This is a genomic window from Frigoribacterium sp. CFBP 8751 (assembly GCF_014841545.1).
GTDB lineage: Bacteria > Actinomycetota > Actinomycetes > Actinomycetales > Microbacteriaceae > Frigoribacterium.
Genome location: NZ_JACYUB010000007.1, coordinates 164621 through 184213, shown reverse-complemented (window position 1 = coordinate 184213; position 19593 = coordinate 164621). Strand labels below are relative to the sequence as shown.

At 72.1% G+C, this 19593-nt stretch carries 16 protein-coding genes; 7 read left to right on the top strand and 9 right to left on the bottom strand.

All coding sequences use genetic code 11. The features are described from left to right. Position 1 precedes the first annotated feature (1 nt). Positions 2–985, bottom strand: coding sequence for a phosphoribosylaminoimidazolesuccinocarboxamide synthase (locus IFT88_RS15545; RefSeq protein WP_192121630.1), 984 nt, complete (start codon positions 983–985; stop codon positions 2–4). Next, a complete protein-coding gene (purD, locus tag IFT88_RS15540; protein WP_192121628.1) occupies positions 982–2250 on the bottom strand; it encodes a phosphoribosylamine--glycine ligase in 1269 nt (422 codons plus the stop codon). Before purD ends, IFT88_RS15545 begins: the two co-directional genes overlap by 4 nt. 334 nt (positions 2251–2584) lie before the next feature. On the opposite strand from purD, the gene IFT88_RS15535 reads away from it, so the two are divergent. Beyond that, positions 2585–2965 carry a sterol carrier family protein gene (locus IFT88_RS15535; protein WP_043597433.1) on the top strand — a complete coding sequence of 127 codons (381 nt, stop codon included), beginning with the start codon at positions 2585–2587 and terminating at the stop codon, positions 2963–2965. 79 nt (positions 2966–3044) lie between these two features. Continuing rightward, positions 3045–3455, top strand: coding sequence for a hypothetical protein (locus IFT88_RS15530; protein WP_192121626.1), 411 nt, complete (start codon positions 3045–3047; stop codon positions 3453–3455). A 62-nt stretch (positions 3456–3517) separates the two neighbouring features. On the opposite strand, the gene IFT88_RS15525 is transcribed toward IFT88_RS15530, so the two are convergent. The 3 genes from IFT88_RS15525 to purF all read right to left on the bottom strand — a co-directional run bounded on the left by IFT88_RS15525 (position 3518) and on the right by purF (position 7467). Next, a complete protein-coding gene (locus IFT88_RS15525; RefSeq protein WP_043597432.1) occupies positions 3518–5092 on the bottom strand; it encodes a hypothetical protein in 1575 nt (524 codons plus the stop codon). Beyond that, the gene (locus tag IFT88_RS15520) at positions 5074–5874 is read right to left on the bottom strand and encodes an ABC transporter ATP-binding protein (protein ID WP_235477952.1); all 801 of its coding nucleotides are present in this window, start codon (positions 5872–5874) and stop codon (positions 5074–5076) included. The genes IFT88_RS15525 and IFT88_RS15520 overlap by 19 nt, the downstream gene beginning before the upstream one ends. Before the next feature lie 132 nt (positions 5875–6006). Next, a complete protein-coding gene (purF, locus tag IFT88_RS15515; RefSeq protein ID WP_043597430.1) occupies positions 6007–7467 on the bottom strand; it encodes an amidophosphoribosyltransferase in 1461 nt (486 codons plus the stop codon). A gap of 71 nt (positions 7468–7538) precedes the next feature. Here purF and purM point away from each other — a divergent pair, with 71 nt between their 5' ends. Together purM and IFT88_RS15505 are read left to right on the top strand one after the other, a co-directional pair. After that, a complete protein-coding gene (purM, locus tag IFT88_RS15510) occupies positions 7539–8663 on the top strand; it encodes a phosphoribosylformylglycinamidine cyclo-ligase (protein ID WP_192121624.1) in 1125 nt (374 codons plus the stop codon). Between the two features lie 109 nt (positions 8664–8772). Continuing rightward, positions 8773–8994 carry a hypothetical protein gene (locus tag IFT88_RS15505; protein WP_043597427.1) on the top strand — a complete coding sequence of 74 codons (222 nt, stop codon included), beginning with the start codon at positions 8773–8775 and terminating at the stop codon, positions 8992–8994. A 123-nt stretch (positions 8995–9117) separates the two neighbouring features. Here the strand turns inward: IFT88_RS15505 and IFT88_RS15500 are convergent, their stop codons facing one another. Beyond that, positions 9118–9504, bottom strand: a complete 387-nt coding sequence (locus IFT88_RS15500) for a VOC family protein (protein ID WP_056227237.1) — start codon at positions 9502–9504, stop codon at positions 9118–9120. Positions 9505–9517: 13 nt separating this feature from the next. After that, complete coding sequence (locus IFT88_RS15495; protein WP_056227242.1) at positions 9518–9715, bottom strand: DUF3073 domain-containing protein; 198 nt, start codon at positions 9713–9715, stop codon at positions 9518–9520. Between the two features lie 140 nt (positions 9716–9855). On the opposite strand from IFT88_RS15495, the gene IFT88_RS15490 reads away from it, so the two are divergent. Further along, positions 9856–11052: an NAD(P)-binding domain-containing protein gene (locus IFT88_RS15490; protein ID WP_192121622.1), complete on the top strand. Its 1197-nt coding sequence runs from the start codon at positions 9856–9858 to the stop codon at positions 11050–11052. A 322-nt stretch (positions 11053–11374) separates the two neighbouring features. On the opposite strand, the gene IFT88_RS15485 is transcribed toward IFT88_RS15490, so the two are convergent. Then, entirely contained in the window at positions 11375–13651 is a 2277-nt protein-coding gene (locus IFT88_RS15485; protein WP_342212176.1) for an APC family permease, read from the bottom strand. 112 nt (positions 13652–13763) lie between these two features. Next, the gene (yczE, locus tag IFT88_RS15480) at positions 13764–14390 is read right to left on the bottom strand and encodes a membrane protein YczE (RefSeq protein ID WP_056227251.1); all 627 of its coding nucleotides are present in this window, start codon (positions 14388–14390) and stop codon (positions 13764–13766) included. A 62-nt stretch (positions 14391–14452) separates the two neighbouring features. Between yczE and yczR the strand changes: the two genes are divergently transcribed. Beyond that, entirely contained in the window at positions 14453–15907 is a 1455-nt protein-coding gene (gene yczR / locus IFT88_RS15475) for a MocR-like transcription factor YczR (RefSeq protein ID WP_137847973.1), read from the top strand. A gap of 163 nt (positions 15908–16070) precedes the next feature. Further along, positions 16071–19217: an efflux RND transporter permease subunit gene (locus IFT88_RS15470; RefSeq protein ID WP_043594557.1), complete on the top strand. Its 3147-nt coding sequence runs from the start codon at positions 16071–16073 to the stop codon at positions 19215–19217. Positions 19218–19593 lie beyond the last annotated feature (376 nt).

The following is a 19593-nucleotide window of genomic DNA, read 5'->3' as shown; positions in this document are numbered from 1 at the left end:
GTCAGCGGGCGGTGAGGCGCTCGATGAGTTCGCGGTAGCGGGCGGCCGTGAGGGCGACGATGTCGTCGGGCAGGGCGGGGGCCTCGCCCGTGCCGTCCCAGTGCGCGGAGAGCCAGTCGCGGACGATCTGCTTGTCGAAGCTCTGGGTGCGGTTGCCCGAGGCGTAGACCTCGGCGTCCCAGAAACGGCTGCTGTCGCTCGTCAGCACCTCGTCGCCGAGGGTGATCTCGCCCGTGGCCCTGTCGGCGCCGAACTCGAACTTGGTGTCGGCGAGGATGACCCCGCGGGCCTCGGCCACGTCGGACGCCAGACGGTAGATCTCGAGCGACCGGTCGCGAAGGGCCGCCGCGGTCTCGGCGCCGACGAGTTCGACGGTGCGTTCGAACGAGATGTTCTCGTCGTGCTCGCCGAGCGGCGCCTTGTACGCCGGGGTGTAGATCGGTTCGGGCAGGCGGTCGCCGTTCGACAGCCCCTCGGGCAGCGGGATGCCGCAGACGGTGCCGTGCTCGCGGTACTCGGCCCAGCCGCTGCCGACCAGGTACCCGCGGACGACGCACTCGACGGGGAACATGTCGAGCGGCTTCACGAGCATCGCGCGGTCCCGGACCTGCGCGGGCAACGAGACGGAGGCGGTGGTCGGGTCGACGAGGTGGTTCGGCACGGTCGCCAACTGCGCGAACCACCACAGGCTGAGCTGCGTCAGCAGGGCACCCTTGCCCGGGATGCCGGGCTCGAGCACCTGGTCGAAGGCGCTGACCCGGTCGCTCGCGACGACCAGCACGTGCTCGGTGTCGGCGAGGGTGGCGGCGTCGCCGACCGAGCCGGCGACCGGTGCCGGGACGTAGAGGTCGCGGACCTTGCCCGAGTACACGGGCGTCCAGCCGTCGAGGTGGCGCGGGGTGCCCGGCGTGACGGGCGTCGCCTGGCGCGTCGCGCCTCCTGCGGTCCCGTCGGCCGGGGCCGTGGTGCCGTCGGGGGCCGTCATCGGGCGACCCGCTCGGCGATGTCGTGACGGTACTGGCCGCCCTCGAGCTCGATGCGCGAGAGGGCGTCGTAGACCCGACCCCTGGCCTCGGTGAAGTCGGACCCCTCGGCCACCACGCTGAGCACGCGCCCGCCGGTGGCGATGAGCCGGTCGTCGAGGCGGGCGGTCGCGGCGTGGGCCACGTGGACGCCGGCGACGGCGGTCGCGTCGTCGAGCCCCCGCAGCGGGCGACCGCTGACGGCGCCCTCGGGGTAGCCCTCGCTGGCGAGGACCACCGTCACGGCGACGTCGGTGGAGAAGCGCGGCGACTCGTGGTTGCCGAGCGACCCGGTCGCGGCGGCGAGCAGCAGTCCGCTCAGCGGCGTGACCAGACGGGGCAGGACGACCTGCGTCTCGGGGTCGCCGAACCGGGCGTTGAACTCGATGACGCGCACGCCGTTCTCGGTGAGGATGAGCCCGGCGTAGAGGAGGCCGATGAACGGCGTGCCCTCGGACTCGAGCTGTCGCACCGTCGGGGTGGCGATGGTGTCGAGCACCTCGTCGACGAAGTCCTTCTCGCTGCCGAAGCGGTCGGCCAGCCAGGGGAGCGGCGAGTAGGCGCCCATGCCACCGGTGTTGGGGCCGGCGTCTCCGTCGAGCAGGCGCTTGTAGTCCTGTGCCGGGCTGAGCGGCACGACCGTGTGGCCGTCGCTGAGGAAGAACAACGAGACCTCGGGGCCCTCGAGGAACTCCTCGACGAGGACGGGCCCGTGCTGCAACCAGTAGGTGGTGTGCTCGACCGCCGCGGCGCGGTCGTCCGAGACGAGGACGCCCTTGCCGGCCGCCAGCCCGTCGGCCTTGACGACGTAGGGGGAACCGAAGTCGTCGAGCACCGCGACGGCCTCGTCGAGGGTGCCCACGCGCGTGGCCCGCCCGGTGGGCACGCCGGCCTCGTCCATGATGCGTTTCGCGAAGGTCTTGCTGCCCTCGAGTGCCGCGGCCTTCTTGCCGGGACCGAAGACCGGGATGCCCCGGGTGCGGAGGGCGTCGGCGACACCGGCCACCAGCGGTGCCTCGGGGCCGACGACGACCAGCTCGACGTCGTTCTCGAGCGCGTACTCGGTGACGACGGCACCGTTGGACGGATCGAGGTGCACGATGCCGACCTGGTCGGCGATGCCCGCGTTACCGGGGGCCGCGGTGATCTCGTGGCCCGCGTCTTCGCGCAACAGGGCGGTGATGATGGCGTGCTCGCGAGCACCGGAACCGAGGACGAGGATTCGCACGCGCCACAGCCTACCGAGGGTGTGCCGCGGTGCGGAGTCCGAGGTGGCGGCTGCGCTGCGGCGCCGAGTCCGGGGCGGGGGCGGGGGTGTGCAATTCGCGACCAGTGGGCTGCGCCACGCCGCGGGAGGGCGGAGGTGAGCGGAGTGTCGGGGGGTGGATGTCGGGTTCGGCCCGCCGGGGGCGCCCTGGGCGGTCGGGATGTGCTCGCGCGGGACGGGACGAGGACGGGACGGGACCGGACGGGGACGGGGACGGGACGAGGACGGGGAGCGGGACCTGGACCGGGAGGGGGAGGCGCAGTGCGGGAAGGGGAGGCGCGGGTAGCGTGGGCGCATGGCCAGGGCACGGATCGACGACGCGGCGGGATCGGCCGCCGTGGGCGAGGTGCGGACCGCGCTCGCCGCCGACGGGACCGCACCGCGGCCGGTGACCGCCATGGCCGTCCGCTGGTTGCTGCAGGTGCTCGCCGACGGCGAACCCGGGGCCACGGTCGAGGTGCGCGTGCCGCCGTTCGGCGCCGTGCAGTTCCGCGAGGGTCTCAGCCACACCCGGGGCACACCGCCCAACGTCGTCGAGACCGACGCCGCCACCTTCGTGCGACTCGCCACCGGCGACCTCAGCTGGCAGGAGGCGCGGGCCGGGGCGCTCGTGTCGGCATCCGGCAGCAGGGCCGACCTGACCGGCTACGTGCCGATCGCCTGGCAGCGGGGCTGACCCGCGCCTCCTCGGTGGCCCATGCTCGACGTCGAGACGGGCGTCGGCGATGGTCAGCCGCCTCTGGGATGATGGGCGGGTGACGAACGCACCCGACGACCAGCAGCGACCCGAGCCCGTCGTCGAGCCCTCCGTCGGTCGCGCCGCCGAGTCCACCGTCGAACGTGACGAGGTCACCGTGCGTCGGGCGCCCAAGGTGCCCGTCTTCTTGATCATGGGCGCGGCGCTCGGGGTCGTCGTGTCGCTGATCGTCACCTCGCTCTTCCCGTTCGACTCGGGCGAGGGCGTCGCGCAGACCTACGGGTACATCTCGCTGTGGGGGCTCACGATCGGCGGGGCCGCCGGCTGCGTCGTCGCCATCGTCGCCGAGCGGATCACCAGCCGGGGCGCGAAGCGCGTCCAGGTCGAACGTGAACGCCTCGAGGTTCCCGTCGCCGAGCCCGACGCCGATCCCCGTCAGGTGACCGACGGCGACTCCGACCGCGCCTGACGTCGCCCGGCCGACCGCGCCTGACGTCGCCCGGCCGACCGCGTGCGAGCCGACGGCCCGGGTCAGGCTCCGCGAGCCCGGCGCAACCGGGTGAGGAGCTCGGGCCCCCGGGCGTCGAGCAGGCGTCCACCACGTCGGATGCCGACGACCATCAGCACGGCCCCGAGGACGACGCCGACGACGAGCGTCAGCAGCCCCAGCAGCACCGACCCCTGAACCAGCGCCACGATGCCGAGCACGAGCTCGGGCAGCGACGCCACGAAGACGATCGCCCACGAGGCGTAGAGGCCCAGGGCCGAGGTGACGTTGGCCCCGGGCGGGGACTTGAAGGGGCTCTCGCCCGCCGCGGGGACGGGCATCAGGTACAGCGCCGAGGCCACGCTCGACACGCCGAACCCGGTGAGCAGCAGGCCCAGGCCGATGCCGAGCAGGGCCGGGGCCACGTCGAATCGACCCACCACCGCCAGCGGGACGAGCGTGGCGAGCACGACGGAGGGCACCGCGAACAGCGAGAGCGTGAGGACACGACCGGCGCGGTCGGCCGAACCCGCCAGCCCGGTCGACAGGTGGGCGGCGAAGGCCGTGCCGTCGTACGAGACGTCGGCGGCCAGTGTGATCGCGAGCAGGGCGGCGACGGCCGGGCCGATGGCGTACAGCGGCCAGGTCGTCTCGAGGGAGAATGACAGGAAGATCGCCAGGACCGGCATCAGGGGGACGACGATCAGCGACCCGCCGTACCGAGGGTCGCGCAACCAGTAGACGGCCGTCCGGGCCGCGACCGCACCCGTCGGCGTCGCGGGGAAACGTGCGAAGAGTCCGAGGCCCTTGGACGCCGAGGTGGCCGTGACGGCCGGGGGAGCCACGAGCGCGGTCGCCAGGCCCCGCCGCCACAGCAGCAGGAGCACACCCAGGGTGGCCAGGGCGATGAGGGCCTTGAGGGCGGCCTCGCCCGGTCGGCCGAGGGCGACGTCGCCCGGGATCGACCAGGCGGCGCCGAGCGGGCTCCACGACAGGGCGTGGGCGACGCGGGGCAGGTCGTCGCCGAGCGAGCTGAGTCCCTGTCCGACCAGGCCGATCAGGGGCCCGGCCAGGATGAGGGGCACGAAGATCGCAACGCTCATCAGCTCGCGGTAGCGGCGCTTGGCGCCCAGCGCGCTGGTGGCGGTCTCGACCGCACGGGACGCCGCGACGCAGACGAAGACGCCGAGCACCCCACAGAACGGGGCGAGGACGGCGGACAGCGGGTGCTGCAGCCAGCTGAAGGTCGTCGCGAGGGCGGCGACGAGCGTGACGATGCCCGGGATGCCCAGCAGCCCCGCGACGAACAGGGCGGCGAGGAGCCGGTCGGCGGGCAAGGGGAACTGACGCAGCTTCGAGACGCTGAGGGTCTGGTCGTAGCCCCGGGCGACGAACGGCACGACGACCCAGCCGACGACCACGAGCGAGCCACCGAGCACGCCGGCCGTCCAGGCCCAGCGCTCGGGCGCGAACGAGAGGGCGACGAGGCCGACGACGACGGCGGCGAGCACGCCGAGGCCGTAGAGCCCGCCGATGACGGCCGCGACGATCTGCCAGGTGCTGCGCTTGAAGCCGTTCAGCAGCACCCGCCAGCGCAGACTCAGGAGGTGCGCAACCACGACGGCCCCTCATTGTGCTGACGACCGCCGACGAGTTCGACGAAGCGGTCTTCGAGAGTGGAGCCGGCGCGCACGTCGTCGGTCGTGCCGGCCGCGAGCACGCGACCGGCCGCGATGACGGCGACGTGGTCGCACATGCGTTGGACGAGGTCCATCGAGTGGCTCGACACGATGACCGTGCCGCCGTTCTGCGTGTAACCGTGCAGGATGTCGCGGATGTTCGCGGCCGAGATCGGGTCGACCGACTCGAACGGCTCGTCGAGGACGAGGAGGCGCGGCGCATGGACCAGCGCGCAGGCGAGCGCCACCTTCTTGGTCATGCCCGCGGAGTAGTCGACGACGAGCGTGCCGCCGGCCGAGCGGAGGTCGAGCAGGTCGAGGAGGTCGCCGACCCGCTGTGCCGTCGTCTCGCGGCTCATGCCGTTGAGCAGGCCGTGGTAGGTGACGAGCTGCTCGCCGGTGAGGCGGTCGAAGAGCGAGATGCCGTCGCTGAGCACGCCCACGAGCGACTTGGCGTGCGTCGGGTCGGACCAGACGTCGACGCCCAGCACCTCGATCCGGCCCGCGTCGGGACGCAGCAGCCCGGTCGCCATCGAGAGCGTGGTCGTCTTGCCGGCGCCGTTCGGGCCGACGAGGCCGAAGAACGAACCCGTCGGCACGGTCAGGTCGATTCCGTCGACGGCGACCTTGTCGCCGAACGCCTTGCGCAGACCGGTGATCTGCAGGGCGGACGCCGGGGGCGTCGCGGTCGGTTCGGGGCGGGGCATGCCGACGTCGCTCATGGCCCCCAGCCTAGGGACGCCCACCGGCACCGCGCCTCCCCCAGGGGGTGGAAGCGGGGCGAGGCGAGGGTGGCGACGGGAGCGCGGTCGACACGCAGCGCAGGAGGCGCGGGTGCCGACGGACGCGCCGGCTCAGCTGAGCTGGTTGGCCTCGACCCAGGCGAGGTACTCGGGGCTGACGGTGCCGGTGACGTAGTCGCCCGTGAAGCAGCTCATCTCGAGCTCGGTGACGTCGCTGCCCTCGGTGATGGCGGCCTGCATGTCGGCGACCTCTTGGTAGATGAGGTGGTCGGCACCCAGTTCGCGGGCGATCTCGGGGATCTTGCGGTCGTGGGCGACCAGCTCGTGCCGCGACGGCATGTTGATGCCGTACACGTGCGGGAAGCGCACCGGGGGAGCGGCCGAGGTGAAGGTCACCTTGTTCGCTCCGGCGGCCCGGGCCATCTCGACGATCTCGCGCGACGTCGTCCCGCGGACGATCGAGTCGTCGACGATCAGGATGTTCTTGCCCTTGAACTCGCTCGACATCGCGTTGAGCTTCTGGCGCACCGACCGCTTGCGCTCGGCCTGCCCCGGCATGATGAAGGTGCGCCCCACGTAACGGTTCTTGTAGAAGCCCTCGCGGTACTCGATGCCGAGCTTCTGGGCGACCTGCATTGCTGCGGGGCGGGACGAGTCGGGGATCGGCATGACGACGTCGATGTCGCCGATCGGCGAGTGCGCGGCGATCGTGTCGGCCAGCCGGTTGCCGAGGCGCAGTCGGGCGTCGTAGACCGAGATGCCGTTCATGATCGAGTCGGGGCGGGCCAGGTAGACGTACTCGAACGAGCAGGGGATGAGGCGCGGGCTGGCGTGGCACTGCTTCGACACCATCTGGCCGTCGAGCGAGATGAAGACGGCCTCGCCGGGGGCGACGTCGCGGACGATCTCGTAGCCGCCGGACTCGAGGACGAGCGACTCGGAGGCGGTGATCCATTCGTCGCGGACGCCGTCGGCGGCGAGACGGCGACCCAGGACCAGCGGGCGGATGCCGAAGGGGTCGCGGAAGGCCAGCAGACCGTGGCCGGCGATCATGGCGATGGCCGCGTACGAGCCCTGCACCCGGTCGTGCACGCGGGAGACCGCGGCGAAGATCTGCTCGGGGTCGAGCTCGCTGCCGTTGACCTGCTCTTGCAGCTCGTGCGCCAGCACGTTGACCAGCAGTTCGGTGTCGCTGTTCGTGTTGAGGTGGCGCCGGTCGACGTGGAAGAGCTCGCTGGTGAGCTCGCGCGTGTTCGTCAGGTTGCCGTTGTGGATCAGCACGATGCCGTAGGGCGCGTTCACGTAGAACGGCTGCGCCTCTTGCTCGTTGCTGGCCGCGCCCTTGGTGGCGTAGCGCACGTGGCCGAGGCCCATGTTGCCGAGCAGCGCACGCATGTCGCGGGTGCGGAAGCCCTCGCGGACCTGCCCCTTGGTCTTGTGCACGTGGAAGATGCCGCCCTCGGCGGTGGCGATGCCGGCGCTGTCCTGCCCGCGGTGCTGCAACAGGAGGAGCGAGTCGTAGACGAGTTGATTTGCTGGCTCGTGCGCGACGAGACCGACGATGCCGCACATGCGGATCTGGCTCCAGACCGTAGAGTTGGGGTTACCGCGACAGTCTAGAGCGACACCGAACGGATGAACGAATGGCGACCTCCTCTGCCCACTCGACCAGCGCCTCCTACGCCGCAGCGGGGGTCGACACGGCCGCCGGCGACCGGGCGGTCGAGCTGATGAAGGCGGCCGTCGGTGCCACGCACGGCCCCGGTGTCGTCGGCGGCGTCGGCGGGTTCGCCGGGCTGTTCGACGTGTCGTTCCTCAAGGACTTCGACAAGCCGTTGCTCGCCACGTCGACCGACGGCGTCGGCACGAAGGTCGCCATCGCCCAGGCGCTCGACAAGCACGACACGATCGGGCAAGACCTGGTGGGCATGGTCGTCGACGACATCGTCGTGGTCGGCGCCCGGCCGCTGATCATGACCGACTACATCGCCTGCGGCCGCGTGGTGCCGGCCCGCATCGCCTCGATCGTCGAGGGCATCGCCCGGGCCTGCAGCGAGACGGGCACCGCCCTCGTCGGCGGCGAGACCGCCGAGCACCCCGGCCTGCTCGGGCCCGACGACTACGACGTGGCCGGCGCCGCGGTCGGTGCGGTCGAGTCGGGGCGCCAGCTCGGCCCGCACCTCGTCGGCGACGGCGACGTCGTGCTCGCGCTCGCCTCGTCGGGCGTGCACTCGAACGGCTTCTCGCTCGTGCGCCACATCCTGGCCTCACGCGACCTCGGCTACGACGACACCCTGCCCGAGTTCTCGGGCACCGTCGGCGAGGCGCTGCTCGAACCGACGCGCCTCTACACGTCACCCCTGTTGCGCGTGCTCGACGACCCCGCGCTCGACGGCGCGATCCACTCGCTCAGCCACGTCACCGGGGGCGGCATCGCGGCCAACCTCGCTCGCGTGCTCCCCCGCGGGTCGTGGACCGAGGTCGACCGCTCGACCTGGTCGCCGCTGCCCGTCTTCCGCGTGCTGAGCGACCTGGCCGGCTCGACCCTCGAGTCGAGCGAGGGCACCTGGAACCTCGGCATCGGCATGATCGCCGTCGTCGCCGCGTCGCAGGCCGACGCGGTCACCTCGGCCCTCGAGGCCGACGGCATCGCGACCTGGCCCGTCGGCACCGTCTCGACCGGGCAGCGCGATCTCGCCGGGTTCGAACAGGGCGCCAAGGGCGTCGACGGAGGCGCGGTGCGGCTCGTCGGGTCCTACGCGGGCTGATCGCCCGTCACGCCGAGTGGCGTCGCCCCGGCGTCGGCGTACGATGAACGCACGCCCGTGCCGGGCGCGCTGACGACGACGTCAGACCGGACGACGAAGGAGTCGACCCATGAGCACCACCCGCATCCCCCTCCCCGCCGTCTCGCGTGCGGCGGTCGCCGCCCCGCGCAGCGCCCGGATCAGCCGCGTCCCCGCCGAGCCCGCACCGCTGCGGTCGTCCGCGTCACCCGTCACCGGGGGGCGCAAGGTCGCGGCTCTCACGGCCGGCGGCATGATCCTGCTGCTCGTCGTGGGGCTGCTGCCCGCGGTCGCGACGCTCGTCGGCGGCTGAGCCGCGCCTCCTGACGGCGGCACCGTCGCGCGTTCGACCCGTCGCCCGTCGAGCAGGTGACACACGACGATGGCCCCTCGAGAGATCGAGGGGCCATCGTCGTGTGGCGTGCGTCGTGCGGACTCAGAGGACGCAGAACTCGTTGCCCTCGGGGTCGGCGAGGACCACCCACGACACGTCGGAGTCGTCTTGGCCGACCTGTGCACGGACGGCCCCGAGCGACTCGAGTCGCGCGACCTCGTCGGCCTGCGTCGCCTCGCGGCTCTGACCGTCGACCGGGGTCGGGCGGAAGTCGAGGTGCAGACGGTTCTTGACCGTCTTGGCTTCGGGGACGCTCACGAAGAGCAACCCGGGCAGCGTGTCGGGCGTCGGACGGATCTCGGGTTCGTCGTCGTCGGACGAGACGACCACCCAGCCGAGGGCGTCTGCCCACCAGCGTGCGAGCCGTGCGGGGTCGCTCGAGTCGACGACGACCTGCTCCCACACGAGGGACGAGGACGAAGAGGTCATCAGCCGACCGGCCTCAGGCGCTCTTGTTCTGGTCGTGCTCGGTGTCGTATTCGTCGTCGAAGTCGTCGGCCCATTTGTCGACGTATTCGTCGCCGGAGTCGTTCTTCGTCGCCAACTCTTTTTCGAGTGCACCGTAGTTGGTGTCAGGGCTGAAGTACTTCAGCTCTCTGGCGACCTTGGTGTGCTTGGCTTTTTGACGGCCGCGCCCCATGCGTGACCCCCTCTGAACTCGGCCCGGAAACGGTGTCGGACGACCCGGGAACTGCCGACAGGATGCTCTTGAAAAACTGGACCGATCTTATCATGTACCCCTAGCCCCGGCTGCCGCCTCGGACGGGCATGATGGTCGGGATGACTCCTGGGGGCGAAGGCGAGCGGACGCGGGTCCTCGTGATCGGCGCGGGCCAGGCCGGGTTGTCGGTCTCGTGGTACCTGCGGCGGCTCGGACTCGAGGTGGGTCGCGATCTCGTCGTCCTCGACCGGGGCCCCGGGTCCGGAGGCGCGTGGCAGCACCGCTGGGAGAGCCTGCGGTTGGGTGCCGCGCACCGGGTGCACGACCTGCCGGGCATGGACGGGCTGGGGCTGGGGTTCGCCGACGCCGACCGGTCGGCCCCGGCGCGTGACGTCGTCGCCGACCGGTACGCCCGGTACGAGGACGCGCTCGGGCTCGACGTGCGGCGCCCGGTCGAGGTGACCGGGGTGACCGGGCTGGGGGACGGCTTCTCGGTGCGGTGGGCGGCCCGCGCCTCCTCGGGTCTCGGTTCGGAGGCCGCGACGGCCCCGGGCGCCGGGGCCGGGGCCGGGGCCGCCTCGGTGCCGGCTTCGGGATCGGTGCGGGCCGAGGTCGTCGTGAACGCGACCGGCACCTGGGGTGCCCCGTTCGTGCCGTGGTACCCCGGGCGCGACACCTTGCGTGGGCGCCAGCTGCACACCTCGGACTACCGGGCGGCGTCCGAGCTCGAGGGGCTCGACGTGGTCGTGGTCGGCGGCGGAACGAGCGCGATCGGCTTCGTGCTCGAACTCGACGGCATCGCGGCCTCGACGACGTGGGTGACGCGCCGACCGGTCGACTGGCTCGACCAGGGCGAGCTCGACGTCGAGTCGGCCGTCGCCGCGGTGGCGGCCCAGGATCGCGCGGCCCGGGCGGGACAGGCGCTGCCGAGCATCGTCAGTGGCACCGGCGTGCCCCGCACCCGCCGCTTCGTGTCGGGCATCGAGCGTGGCGTGCTGGTCGAGCGGCCGATGTTCGCGGCGGTCGAGCCGAACGGTGTGCGCTGGGCGGACGGCACCTTCGCCCACGCGGACGCCATCGTCTGGGCGACCGGATTCCGCCCCGAGCTGCGCCATCTGGCACCCCTCGGGCTGCGGTCGGCCGACGGGGGCGTGAGCGTCGAGGGCGGCGCCTCCACCCTCGACCCGCGGCTGTTCTTCGCGGGGTACGGGCCGCAGGCGTCGACCATCGGGGCCAACCGGGCGGGGCGGGCGATCGCCCGTCAGGTGGTCGCGCGGTTGTCGGAGAGCGACGCCGAGCGTCGCAGCCGGGGCTGAGGTCGATCCGACCGCGGCGGCGGCGGCCGTCGATGGGCCGGACCCGACCGGGCCAGGCTGGTCGGACGGGGCTGGTCGGGCGGGCTGGACGGGCGGGCCGAACCCGACCGGGCCGGGCTTGCTGGGCGGGCCGAACCTGACCGGGCCGGGCTTGCTGGGCGGGCCGAACCCGACCGGGCCGGGCTTGCTGGGCGGGCCGAACCCGACCGCCGGCGCAGGACACGCCGTCCGTCCCGCCCGTCGAGCGGCGTGTCGTCGCCCGCTCGTCGCGAATTGCACAGGGGGTGGAGCGGGGCCGGGCGGGGCAGGAGGGGCGCCGGCGCTACTTCTTCTTGCGGGGGGAGGTGCCGGTCGAGTTGCGGGCGGCCGAGCGGGCCTTGCGTGCGGCGGCGCCGCCTCCGCGGTTGCCGGCCGCCGAGCCCGGTGCGCGCGGGGTCTGCTTCGGGCCGGGTTTCGTGCCGTTCTGCGCGGGCTGGACGTCGAGGCCCCGCTGCACCGCGCCTCCTTCGACCGCCGCCCCGGCGCGGCCGTCCGGGCCCGCGTCGGCGCCCAGGGCCCCGCCGGCGGCGCCCGACCGGCGACCGGCCGGCTCGAGCACGCGGCGCGGCACGGGGCGGGGGCGGATCGGCTCGCCACGGCGGTCCTGGCCGGGGATCGGCCGCGATCGACGCCCGTAGAGCACCTCGGACGAGTCGAGCAGCCACGGCACGAGCGAGATCGTCACACCGTGCACGAGCATGAGCTTCTGACGGATGCGGCGGCTCTTGTGGTTGTGCAGTGCGGCCTCCCACCAGTGGCCGACGATGTAGATGGGCGTGTAGACCGTCACGACCTCGCTGCCGTGCTCTTCACGGTGCGCCTTGATGTACTTGATCAGCGGCATGCTGATGTCACGGTACGGCGAGGCGACGATGCGCAGCGGCACGTCGATGTCCTGCTCGGCCCACTGTCGTTGCAGCAGCGCCGTGGCCTCGTCGTCGATGCCCACGTGGATCGCCTCGAGCGACTCGTGGCGTGCGGCGATGGCGTAGTCGAGGGCCTTCAGCACGGGTTTCTGCATGGTGCCGACCAGCACGATCGCGTGGTCGCCGTGCGAGCCGAACTGCGTCGTGGCGTCGGGCTCGATCTCGACCAGCACGTCGCGGTAGTAGCGGTTCACGCCGAGCATCAGCACGAAGAGGATCGGCATGATGACGAACACCAGCCAGGCGCCGTGCGTGAACTTGGTCACCGTCACGACGATCAGCACCGACGCCGTGAGCAGGGCGCCGAAGGCGTTGATGCCGCGGGCGCGGTACACCGCTCCACGGTCGGCACATCCCTCGCGCAGCATGCGGGTCCAGTGCACGACCATGCCGGTCTGACCGAGCGTGAACGAGACGAAGACGCCGATGATGTACAGCTGGATCAGCCCCGTGACGCTGGCCTGGTACACGAGCAGGATGGCGCAGGCCACGAGGGCCAGCACGATCACGCCGTTCGAGTAGATCAGTCGGTCGCCGCGCGTGTTGAGCGCCTTGGGGGCGTACTGGTCGCGGGCCAGGATCGAACCGAGCAGCGGGAACCCGTTGAACGCCGTGTTCGCCGCCAGCAGCAGCACCGCCGCCGTGCAGGCCTGGATCACGTAGAAGGGAATGCCGAACAGTGCCCCGCCGAACACTGCGCTCGCGATCTGCGCGATGAGGCTGCGCTGCGGCGTGGTGGCACAGTCCACGAACCCTTGCAGGTCGCAGGCGTCCTCGGCGTAGTGCACCTTCGCGATCAGGGCGACGGCGACGAGGCCGGCGAACAGGACGATGGCGATGCTGCCCATCAGCACGAGGGTCTTCTGGGCGTTCTGCACCTTGGGGCGTCGGAACGCGGGCACGCCGTTCGCGATGGCCTCGACGCCGGTCAGGGCCGAGCAGCCGCTCGAGAACGCCCGGAGCAGCAACAGCACGAAGGCGGCCTGCGTGAGCTGGTCGGCCTGCACCGTGTACTCGGCGCTCTCGGCGACGGGCGGGTCGCCGAGGGCGGTGCGCACCAGCGCGATGACGATCATGACGAAGACGCTCGACACGAACAGGTAGGTGGGGATCGCGAAGGCCTTGCTCGACTCGCGCACGCCGCGCAGGTTGACGGCGGCCAGCAGGATGACGAAGAAGATCGCGAGCTCGACGCGCACCGGCGCCAGTTCGGGTACGGCCGAGATGATGTTGTCGACGCCCGAGGCGACCGACACGGCCACCGTCATGACGTAGTCGACGAGCAGCGCCGAGGCGACCACGAGCCCGGCCTTCTCGCCGAGGTTCTTGTGGGCGACCTCGTAGTCGCCGCCGCCCGACGGGTACGCCTTGATCAACTGGCGGTACGAGGCGACCACGACCAGCAGCAGGACGACCACCGCGACGGCGACCCACGGTGCGAGCGTGAGGAACCCGAGGCCGCCGATCAGCAGGATCATCAGCAGCTCCTGCGGCGCGTACGCCACCGAGCTGAGCGGGTCGCTGGCGAAGATCGGCAGTGCGAGGTGCTTCGGCAGCAGCTGCCCCTCGAGCTTCTCCGAGGGCAGGGGTTCACCGATCAGCCAACGCTTCGGCGACCGGGTGTCGTTGGTCACGAGCGGCGACTCTACTCCCGTGCGAGGGCGTGTCAACTTCGCTCGCGGGCGGTTTATTCCCGGTCAGCGCGGGTCCGTCCGAACTGGTTCGTACCGGCCGTGGGCTTCGGGCTCAGGCGGACGAGGAGGCGCGGGCCGGCACCACGACGGAGGTCGCCATCCGCCGCCGGGCGAACAACGGCAACGTGATCGCCACGAGCGGGCCGATCAGCAGGGCCTCGGCCGCCGTGCCGATGCCGACCTGGCCGCCGAGCAGCCAGCCCACCGCGAGCACCGAGACCTCGATGGCGGTGCGGGCGACGCCCACCCGCCAACCCAGCCGGGCGTGCAGGCCGAGCATGAGGCCGTCACGCGGGCCCGGCCCGAAGTCGGCCCCGATGTAGAGACCGCTCGCGACGGCGAGCAACAGCAGGCCACCCGCGAAGGTCAGGCCCTGCGCCCACCACTCGGTCTGCTGCGGCAGCACGTGCAGGCCGAGGTCGGCGACCGGGCCGATCATCAGCGTGTTGGCGATCGTGCCGAAGCGCGGGCGTTGGCGCAGGGGGATCCAGAGCAGCAGGACGACCAAGCTCGTGACGAACGTGACGGTGCCGAAGGTCAGCCCGGTGTGCCGCACGAGGCCCTGCGAGAGCACGTCCCAGGGGGCGACGCCGATGCCGGCGCGGATCATGACGGCGATGGCGAAGCCGTAGGCGGTCAGGCCGACGAACAACTGCAGCAGGCGACGCGAGAGGAGCATGAGGTCGATCCAAACGTCCGACTGGCCTGGTGGCAAGGGTCCAATCGGCCTAGGGTGGCCGCGTGACCAACCTCGACCACGGTGCCACCACCGTCTCGTCGCGAGCGCTCGGGGTGCTGCTCGACTCGTGGCGCGCCTCCTCGGCTCCCGGCTACCTGGCGCTCGCCGACCGCATCCGTTTGCTCGTGCTCGACGGGCGGCTGCCCGTCGGCACGCGCCTGCCGTCCGAACGCGACCTCTGTGCGCACCTCGGTGTCAGCCGGACGACCGTCGCCGCGGCGTATGCCGCCCTCCGCGACTCGGGCCACGTCGACAGCGTCCGCGGCAGCGGCAGCGTCGTCCGCCTGCCGGCTCGTGCCTCGGTGCCTCGCCCGACGACGACCGAGGGGCTGCTCGACCTGACGAAGGCGGCCCTGCCCGCGGTCGACGGCATCGCCGAGGCGGCCCAGCGGGCGGCGGGGCGGCTCGGCGCCTACCTCGACGACCCGGGCTACGACCCGGTCGGGCGGCCCGTGCTGCGCGAGGCCGTCGCCGAACGGTACCGACGCCGCGGGCTCGAGACGAGTGCCGACCAGATCGTCGTCACCCTCGGGGCGCAGCACGCGATCGCGCTGCTCGCCCGCGTGCTGGTCTCGCGCGGCGACCGGGCCGTCGTCGAGGCGCCCGGCTACCCGCACGCCTTCGAGGCCCTCCGCGGGGCCGGCGCCCGCCTCGTGCCGGTCAGCGTCACCGTCGACGACGGCTGGGACGAAGCGGCACTGATGCAGACCCTGCGACGCACGAGCCCGCCGGTGGCCTACCTGATGCCCGACTTCCACAACCCCACGGGCGCGACGATGCCCGCCGACCAGCGGGTGCGCGTGCTCGAGGCGGCGGCCGCCGAGGGCACCGTGGTGATCGCCGACGAGACCATGGCCGAGATGGCCATCGACGGGGTGGAGCCGGGCTCGCGCGTCGAGCGGCCCCTGCCGATGGCCGCGTACGGACGAGCCGTGACGATCGGCTCGGTCGGCAAGTCGCTCTGGGGCGGTCTGCGCATCGGCTGGATCCGCGCCGAACGCCCGCTCGTCGACCGGCTCGTGCGCGCCCGCTCGGCGGGCGACCTGGGCACTCCAGTGCTCGAGCAGCTGGTGGTCGCCGAGCTGCTCGGCGACTTCGACCGCGTGCTGGAGGCGCGGGCCGGCCACCTGCGCCGAGGTCGCGACCGCGTCGTCCACGGCCTCCGCGAGGCGTTCCCGTCCTGGCAGGTGCCGTCGCCGGCGGGCGGGCTCACCACTTGGGTCGGCCTCGGAGCGCCGGTCAGCTCGCAGCTCACCCTCGCCGCCCGCCGAGAAGGGCTGCTGCTCGCCGCCGGGCCGGTGTTCGGGATCGACGGAGCGTTCGAACGGTTCCTGCGCGTGCCGTTCTCGTACGCCGACAGCGACACCGACCGCGCGCTCGCGGCCCTGCGTGCGGCGTGGGACGGGGTCGACGGGGTGCAGGCGCCGGCCTCGCCGCTGCTGGCCGAGGTGGTCTGAGCCGGGGCGTGCGGTCGGCTCGTCCCCATCACGGTGACCGGGCAGCGATCTGCACAGCATGTAAGGAAGCGCCGCCAGTTCCCAGAGAGGCTGGTGACAATGGAGGCGCGGTGCACGTCGTTCACCGCGCCTCCTCCGCTCTCCCTCTCACCACCGGAGCACCGTGCACCTGCTGTCCGTCTTCAGCCTGCGCAACCGCGCGCTGATCGCCCTCGTCACCATCGTCGTCGCCGTCTTCGGTGGCATCGCCCTCACCTCGCTCAAGCAAGAGCTCGCACCGAACGTGCAGTTCCCGCAGATCGCGATCGTCAGTTCCTACCCGGGTGCCACGCCCGAGGTCGTGAACGAGGACGTCTCGACCCCGATCGAGCAGGCCGTCCAGATCATCCCCGGCCTCGAGGGCACCTCGGCGACCTCGAGCACCTCACAGAGCACGGTGTCGGCCGAGTTCACCTACGGCACCGACCTCGACTCGGCCGAGCAGAAGATCCAGTCGGCGATCAACCGGCTCTCGCTGCCCGACTCGGTCGACACCCAGGTCGTCACGGGCAGCCTCGACGACCTGCCGGTCATCCAGATCGCCGTCACCGGCTACGACTCGGCCGACTCGCAGGCCCTGGTCGACCGGCTGACCACCGTCACGGTGCCCGACCTGCAGAAGCTCGACGGCGTCCGCGAGGCGTCCATCTACGGCGACGCCGGCCAGCGCGTCACCATCTCGCCCGACCAGACGGCGCTCACCGCCGCGGGGCTGACGACCGCCGCCTTCCAGGACGCCCTCGACGCCAACGGCACGTTGATCCCCGGCGGCACCATCACGCAGGACGGCAAGACCCTGTCGATCCAGGCCGGGCAGCGGATCACCAGCGTCGACGAGATCCGCGCCCTGCCGCTGCTCGGCGGGACCTCGGCCACCACGATCGGCGACGTCGCCGACGTGCAGCTGACCGGTGCCCCCGTCACCTCGATCAGCCGCGTCGACGGGCAGGACGCCCTCACGGTCGCCATCACCAAGACCCTCGACGCCAACACCGTCGACGTGTCGCAGACCGTCCGCGACGCCATCCCGAGCCTCGCCTCCGACCTGGGTGACGGCGTGGAGCTCACGGTCGTGTTCGACCAGGCGCCGTTCATCCAGCAGTCGATCGACGCGCTCGCCGAAGAGGGGCTGCTCGGCCTCGTGTTCGCCGTGATCGTCATCCTGATCTTCCTGCTGTCGATCCGGTCGACCATCGTCACCGCGATCAGCATCCCGACGAGCGTGCTGATCACGTTCATCGGGCTGCAGGCGGCGGACTACACGCTGAACATCCTCACCCTGGGTGCGCTGACGATCGCCATCGGCCGCGTGGTCGACGACTCGATCGTCGTCATCGAGAACATCAAGCGGCACCTCACCGCGGGCGTCGACCGGCTCGAGGCGATCAAGGTCGGCGTGCGCGAGGTGGCGGGTGCCATCACCGCGTCGACGGTCACGACCGTCGTGGTGTTCCTGCCGCTGGCGTTCGTCGGCAACATCACCGGCGAGCTGTTCCGACCGTTCGCCCTGACGGTCACCATCGCGCTCGTCGCGTCGCTGTTCGTCGCGCTCACGATCGTGCCGGTGCTGGCGTACTGGTTCCTGCGGGCGCCGAAGGCCCACAAGCACGCTCCGGGAGGCGAGGCCGCCGCCGTCGAGGGGGCGACGACCGAGTCGTTGACGACCCGCGCCTCCGACCCGTCCGACACCCGGCCGCTCGACCGCCTGCGTCGCGCGTACGTCCCCGTGCTGCGGGGCACCCTGAAGCGCCCGGTCGTGACGATCCTCGTGGCGTTGCTGATCCTGGTGGGGACGGGCGCCGTCATCCCCTTCATGAAGACGAACTTCCTCGGTGCCAGCGGGCAGAACACCTTCACCGTCACGCAGACCCTGCCGCCCGCGTCGAGCCTGCAGACGCAGTCCGACGCCGCCGACCAGGTCGAGCAGGTACTCGAGGGCGTCGACGGCATCGAGACGGTGCAGCTGACCATCGGTTCGAGCGGAACGTCGATCGCGAGCTTCCTGGGTGGCTCGGGCGACAGCACGGTGACCTACTCGATCACCACGGACGAGAGTGCCGACCAGGACGCCCTCCAGGCCGACGTCCGGTCGCAGCTGGACGACGTCACCGACGCGGGCGAGATCGAGGTGTCGGCGTCGAGCGGGTTCGGCACGAGCAACGACATCACCGTCGACGTCACGGCACCCGACCCCGACAGCCTGCAGACCGCGACGGACGCGGTGCTGACGAAGGTGCAGGGACTTCCCGGCACGGCCGAGGCCAGCTCGAACCTCCAGGCGGCCCAGCCGGTCATCGGCGTGCAGGTCGACCGCGCCGCCGCCGCGGCGCTCGGCTACAGCGAGGTCGCCGTGGGCGGCATCGTGTCGCAGGCGATTCAGCCCTTCCGGGTGGGCTCGCTCGAGATCGACGACAGCTCGGTGGACGTCTACACGGTCGATCCGACACCGCCGACGACCCTCGACGAGCTGAAGGCCCTCGAGCTGCCGAGCCCGACCGGGCCCGTTCGGCTCGACTCCATCGCGACGGTCGAGCAGACGACCGGGCCGACGTCGGTCACGACGACCGACGCGGTGCGTTCGGCGACCGTGACGATCACGCCGTCGAGCGACGACCTGTCCGCCGCTGGCACCGAGGTGTCCGACGCCGTGGCCGCGGTCGAGCTGCCCGACGGGACCGACGCGACGATCGGCGGGGCGACGGCCGACCAGGCCAACGCGTTCTCGCAGCTCGGGCTCGCCGTGCTGATCGCGATCCTGATCGTCTACATCGTCATGGTGGCGACGTTCCGCAGCCTGATCCAGCCGTTGCTGCTGCTCGTGTCGATCCCGTTCGCGGCGACCGGGGCGATCCTGCTGCAGCTCGCCTCGGGCGTGCCGCTCGGTGTCGCGTCGCTGATCGGCGTGCTCATGTTGGTCGGCATCGTGGTCACCAACGCCATCGTGTTGATCGACCTGGTGAACCAGTACCGCGAGAAGGGGCTGCGCGTGCGTGAGGCGTTGCTCGAGGGGGCGTCGCGGCGGTTGCGGCCGATCCTCATGACGGCGGCGGCCACGATCTTCGCGCTCACCCCGATGGCGCTCGGCGTGACGGGGCACGGCGGCTTCATCTCGCAGCCGCTCGCCATCGTCGTGATCGGCGGGCTCGTGTCGTCCACCCTGCTGACGCTCGTGGTGCTGCCCGTCATCTACTACCTGTTCGAGCGCATCGGCGAACGCCGGGCCGACCGGCGGGCGGCGGAGGCTGCCGAGCAGGCTCCCACCCGGGTGTGACGACGGCCGGCGTGCCGCGTTCGGCCCTGGCTGTGCAATTCGCGACAACGGGCGGTCGACACGCCGCCCAGGGCAGGACCTGAGCGGCGTGTCAGCCCGGTCGTGTCGGGTTCGGTACGCCGGGATGCGGCCGGCGGGTCGGGTTCGGTACGCCGGGATGCGGTCGGCGGGTCGGGTTCGGTAAGCCGGGAGGCGGTCGGGTCCGGTACGCCGGCAGGCAGGTCGGGTTCGGTACGCCGGGATGCGGCCGGCGGGTCGGGTTCGGTACGCCGGCAGGCAGGTCGGGTTCTGCGCTGCGGCCGGGTGGTGCGCGAGGCACGTCGGGGATCGGCGCCGGGATGTGCCGGCACAACGGGCGAGTCCGTGCCTGACGGGC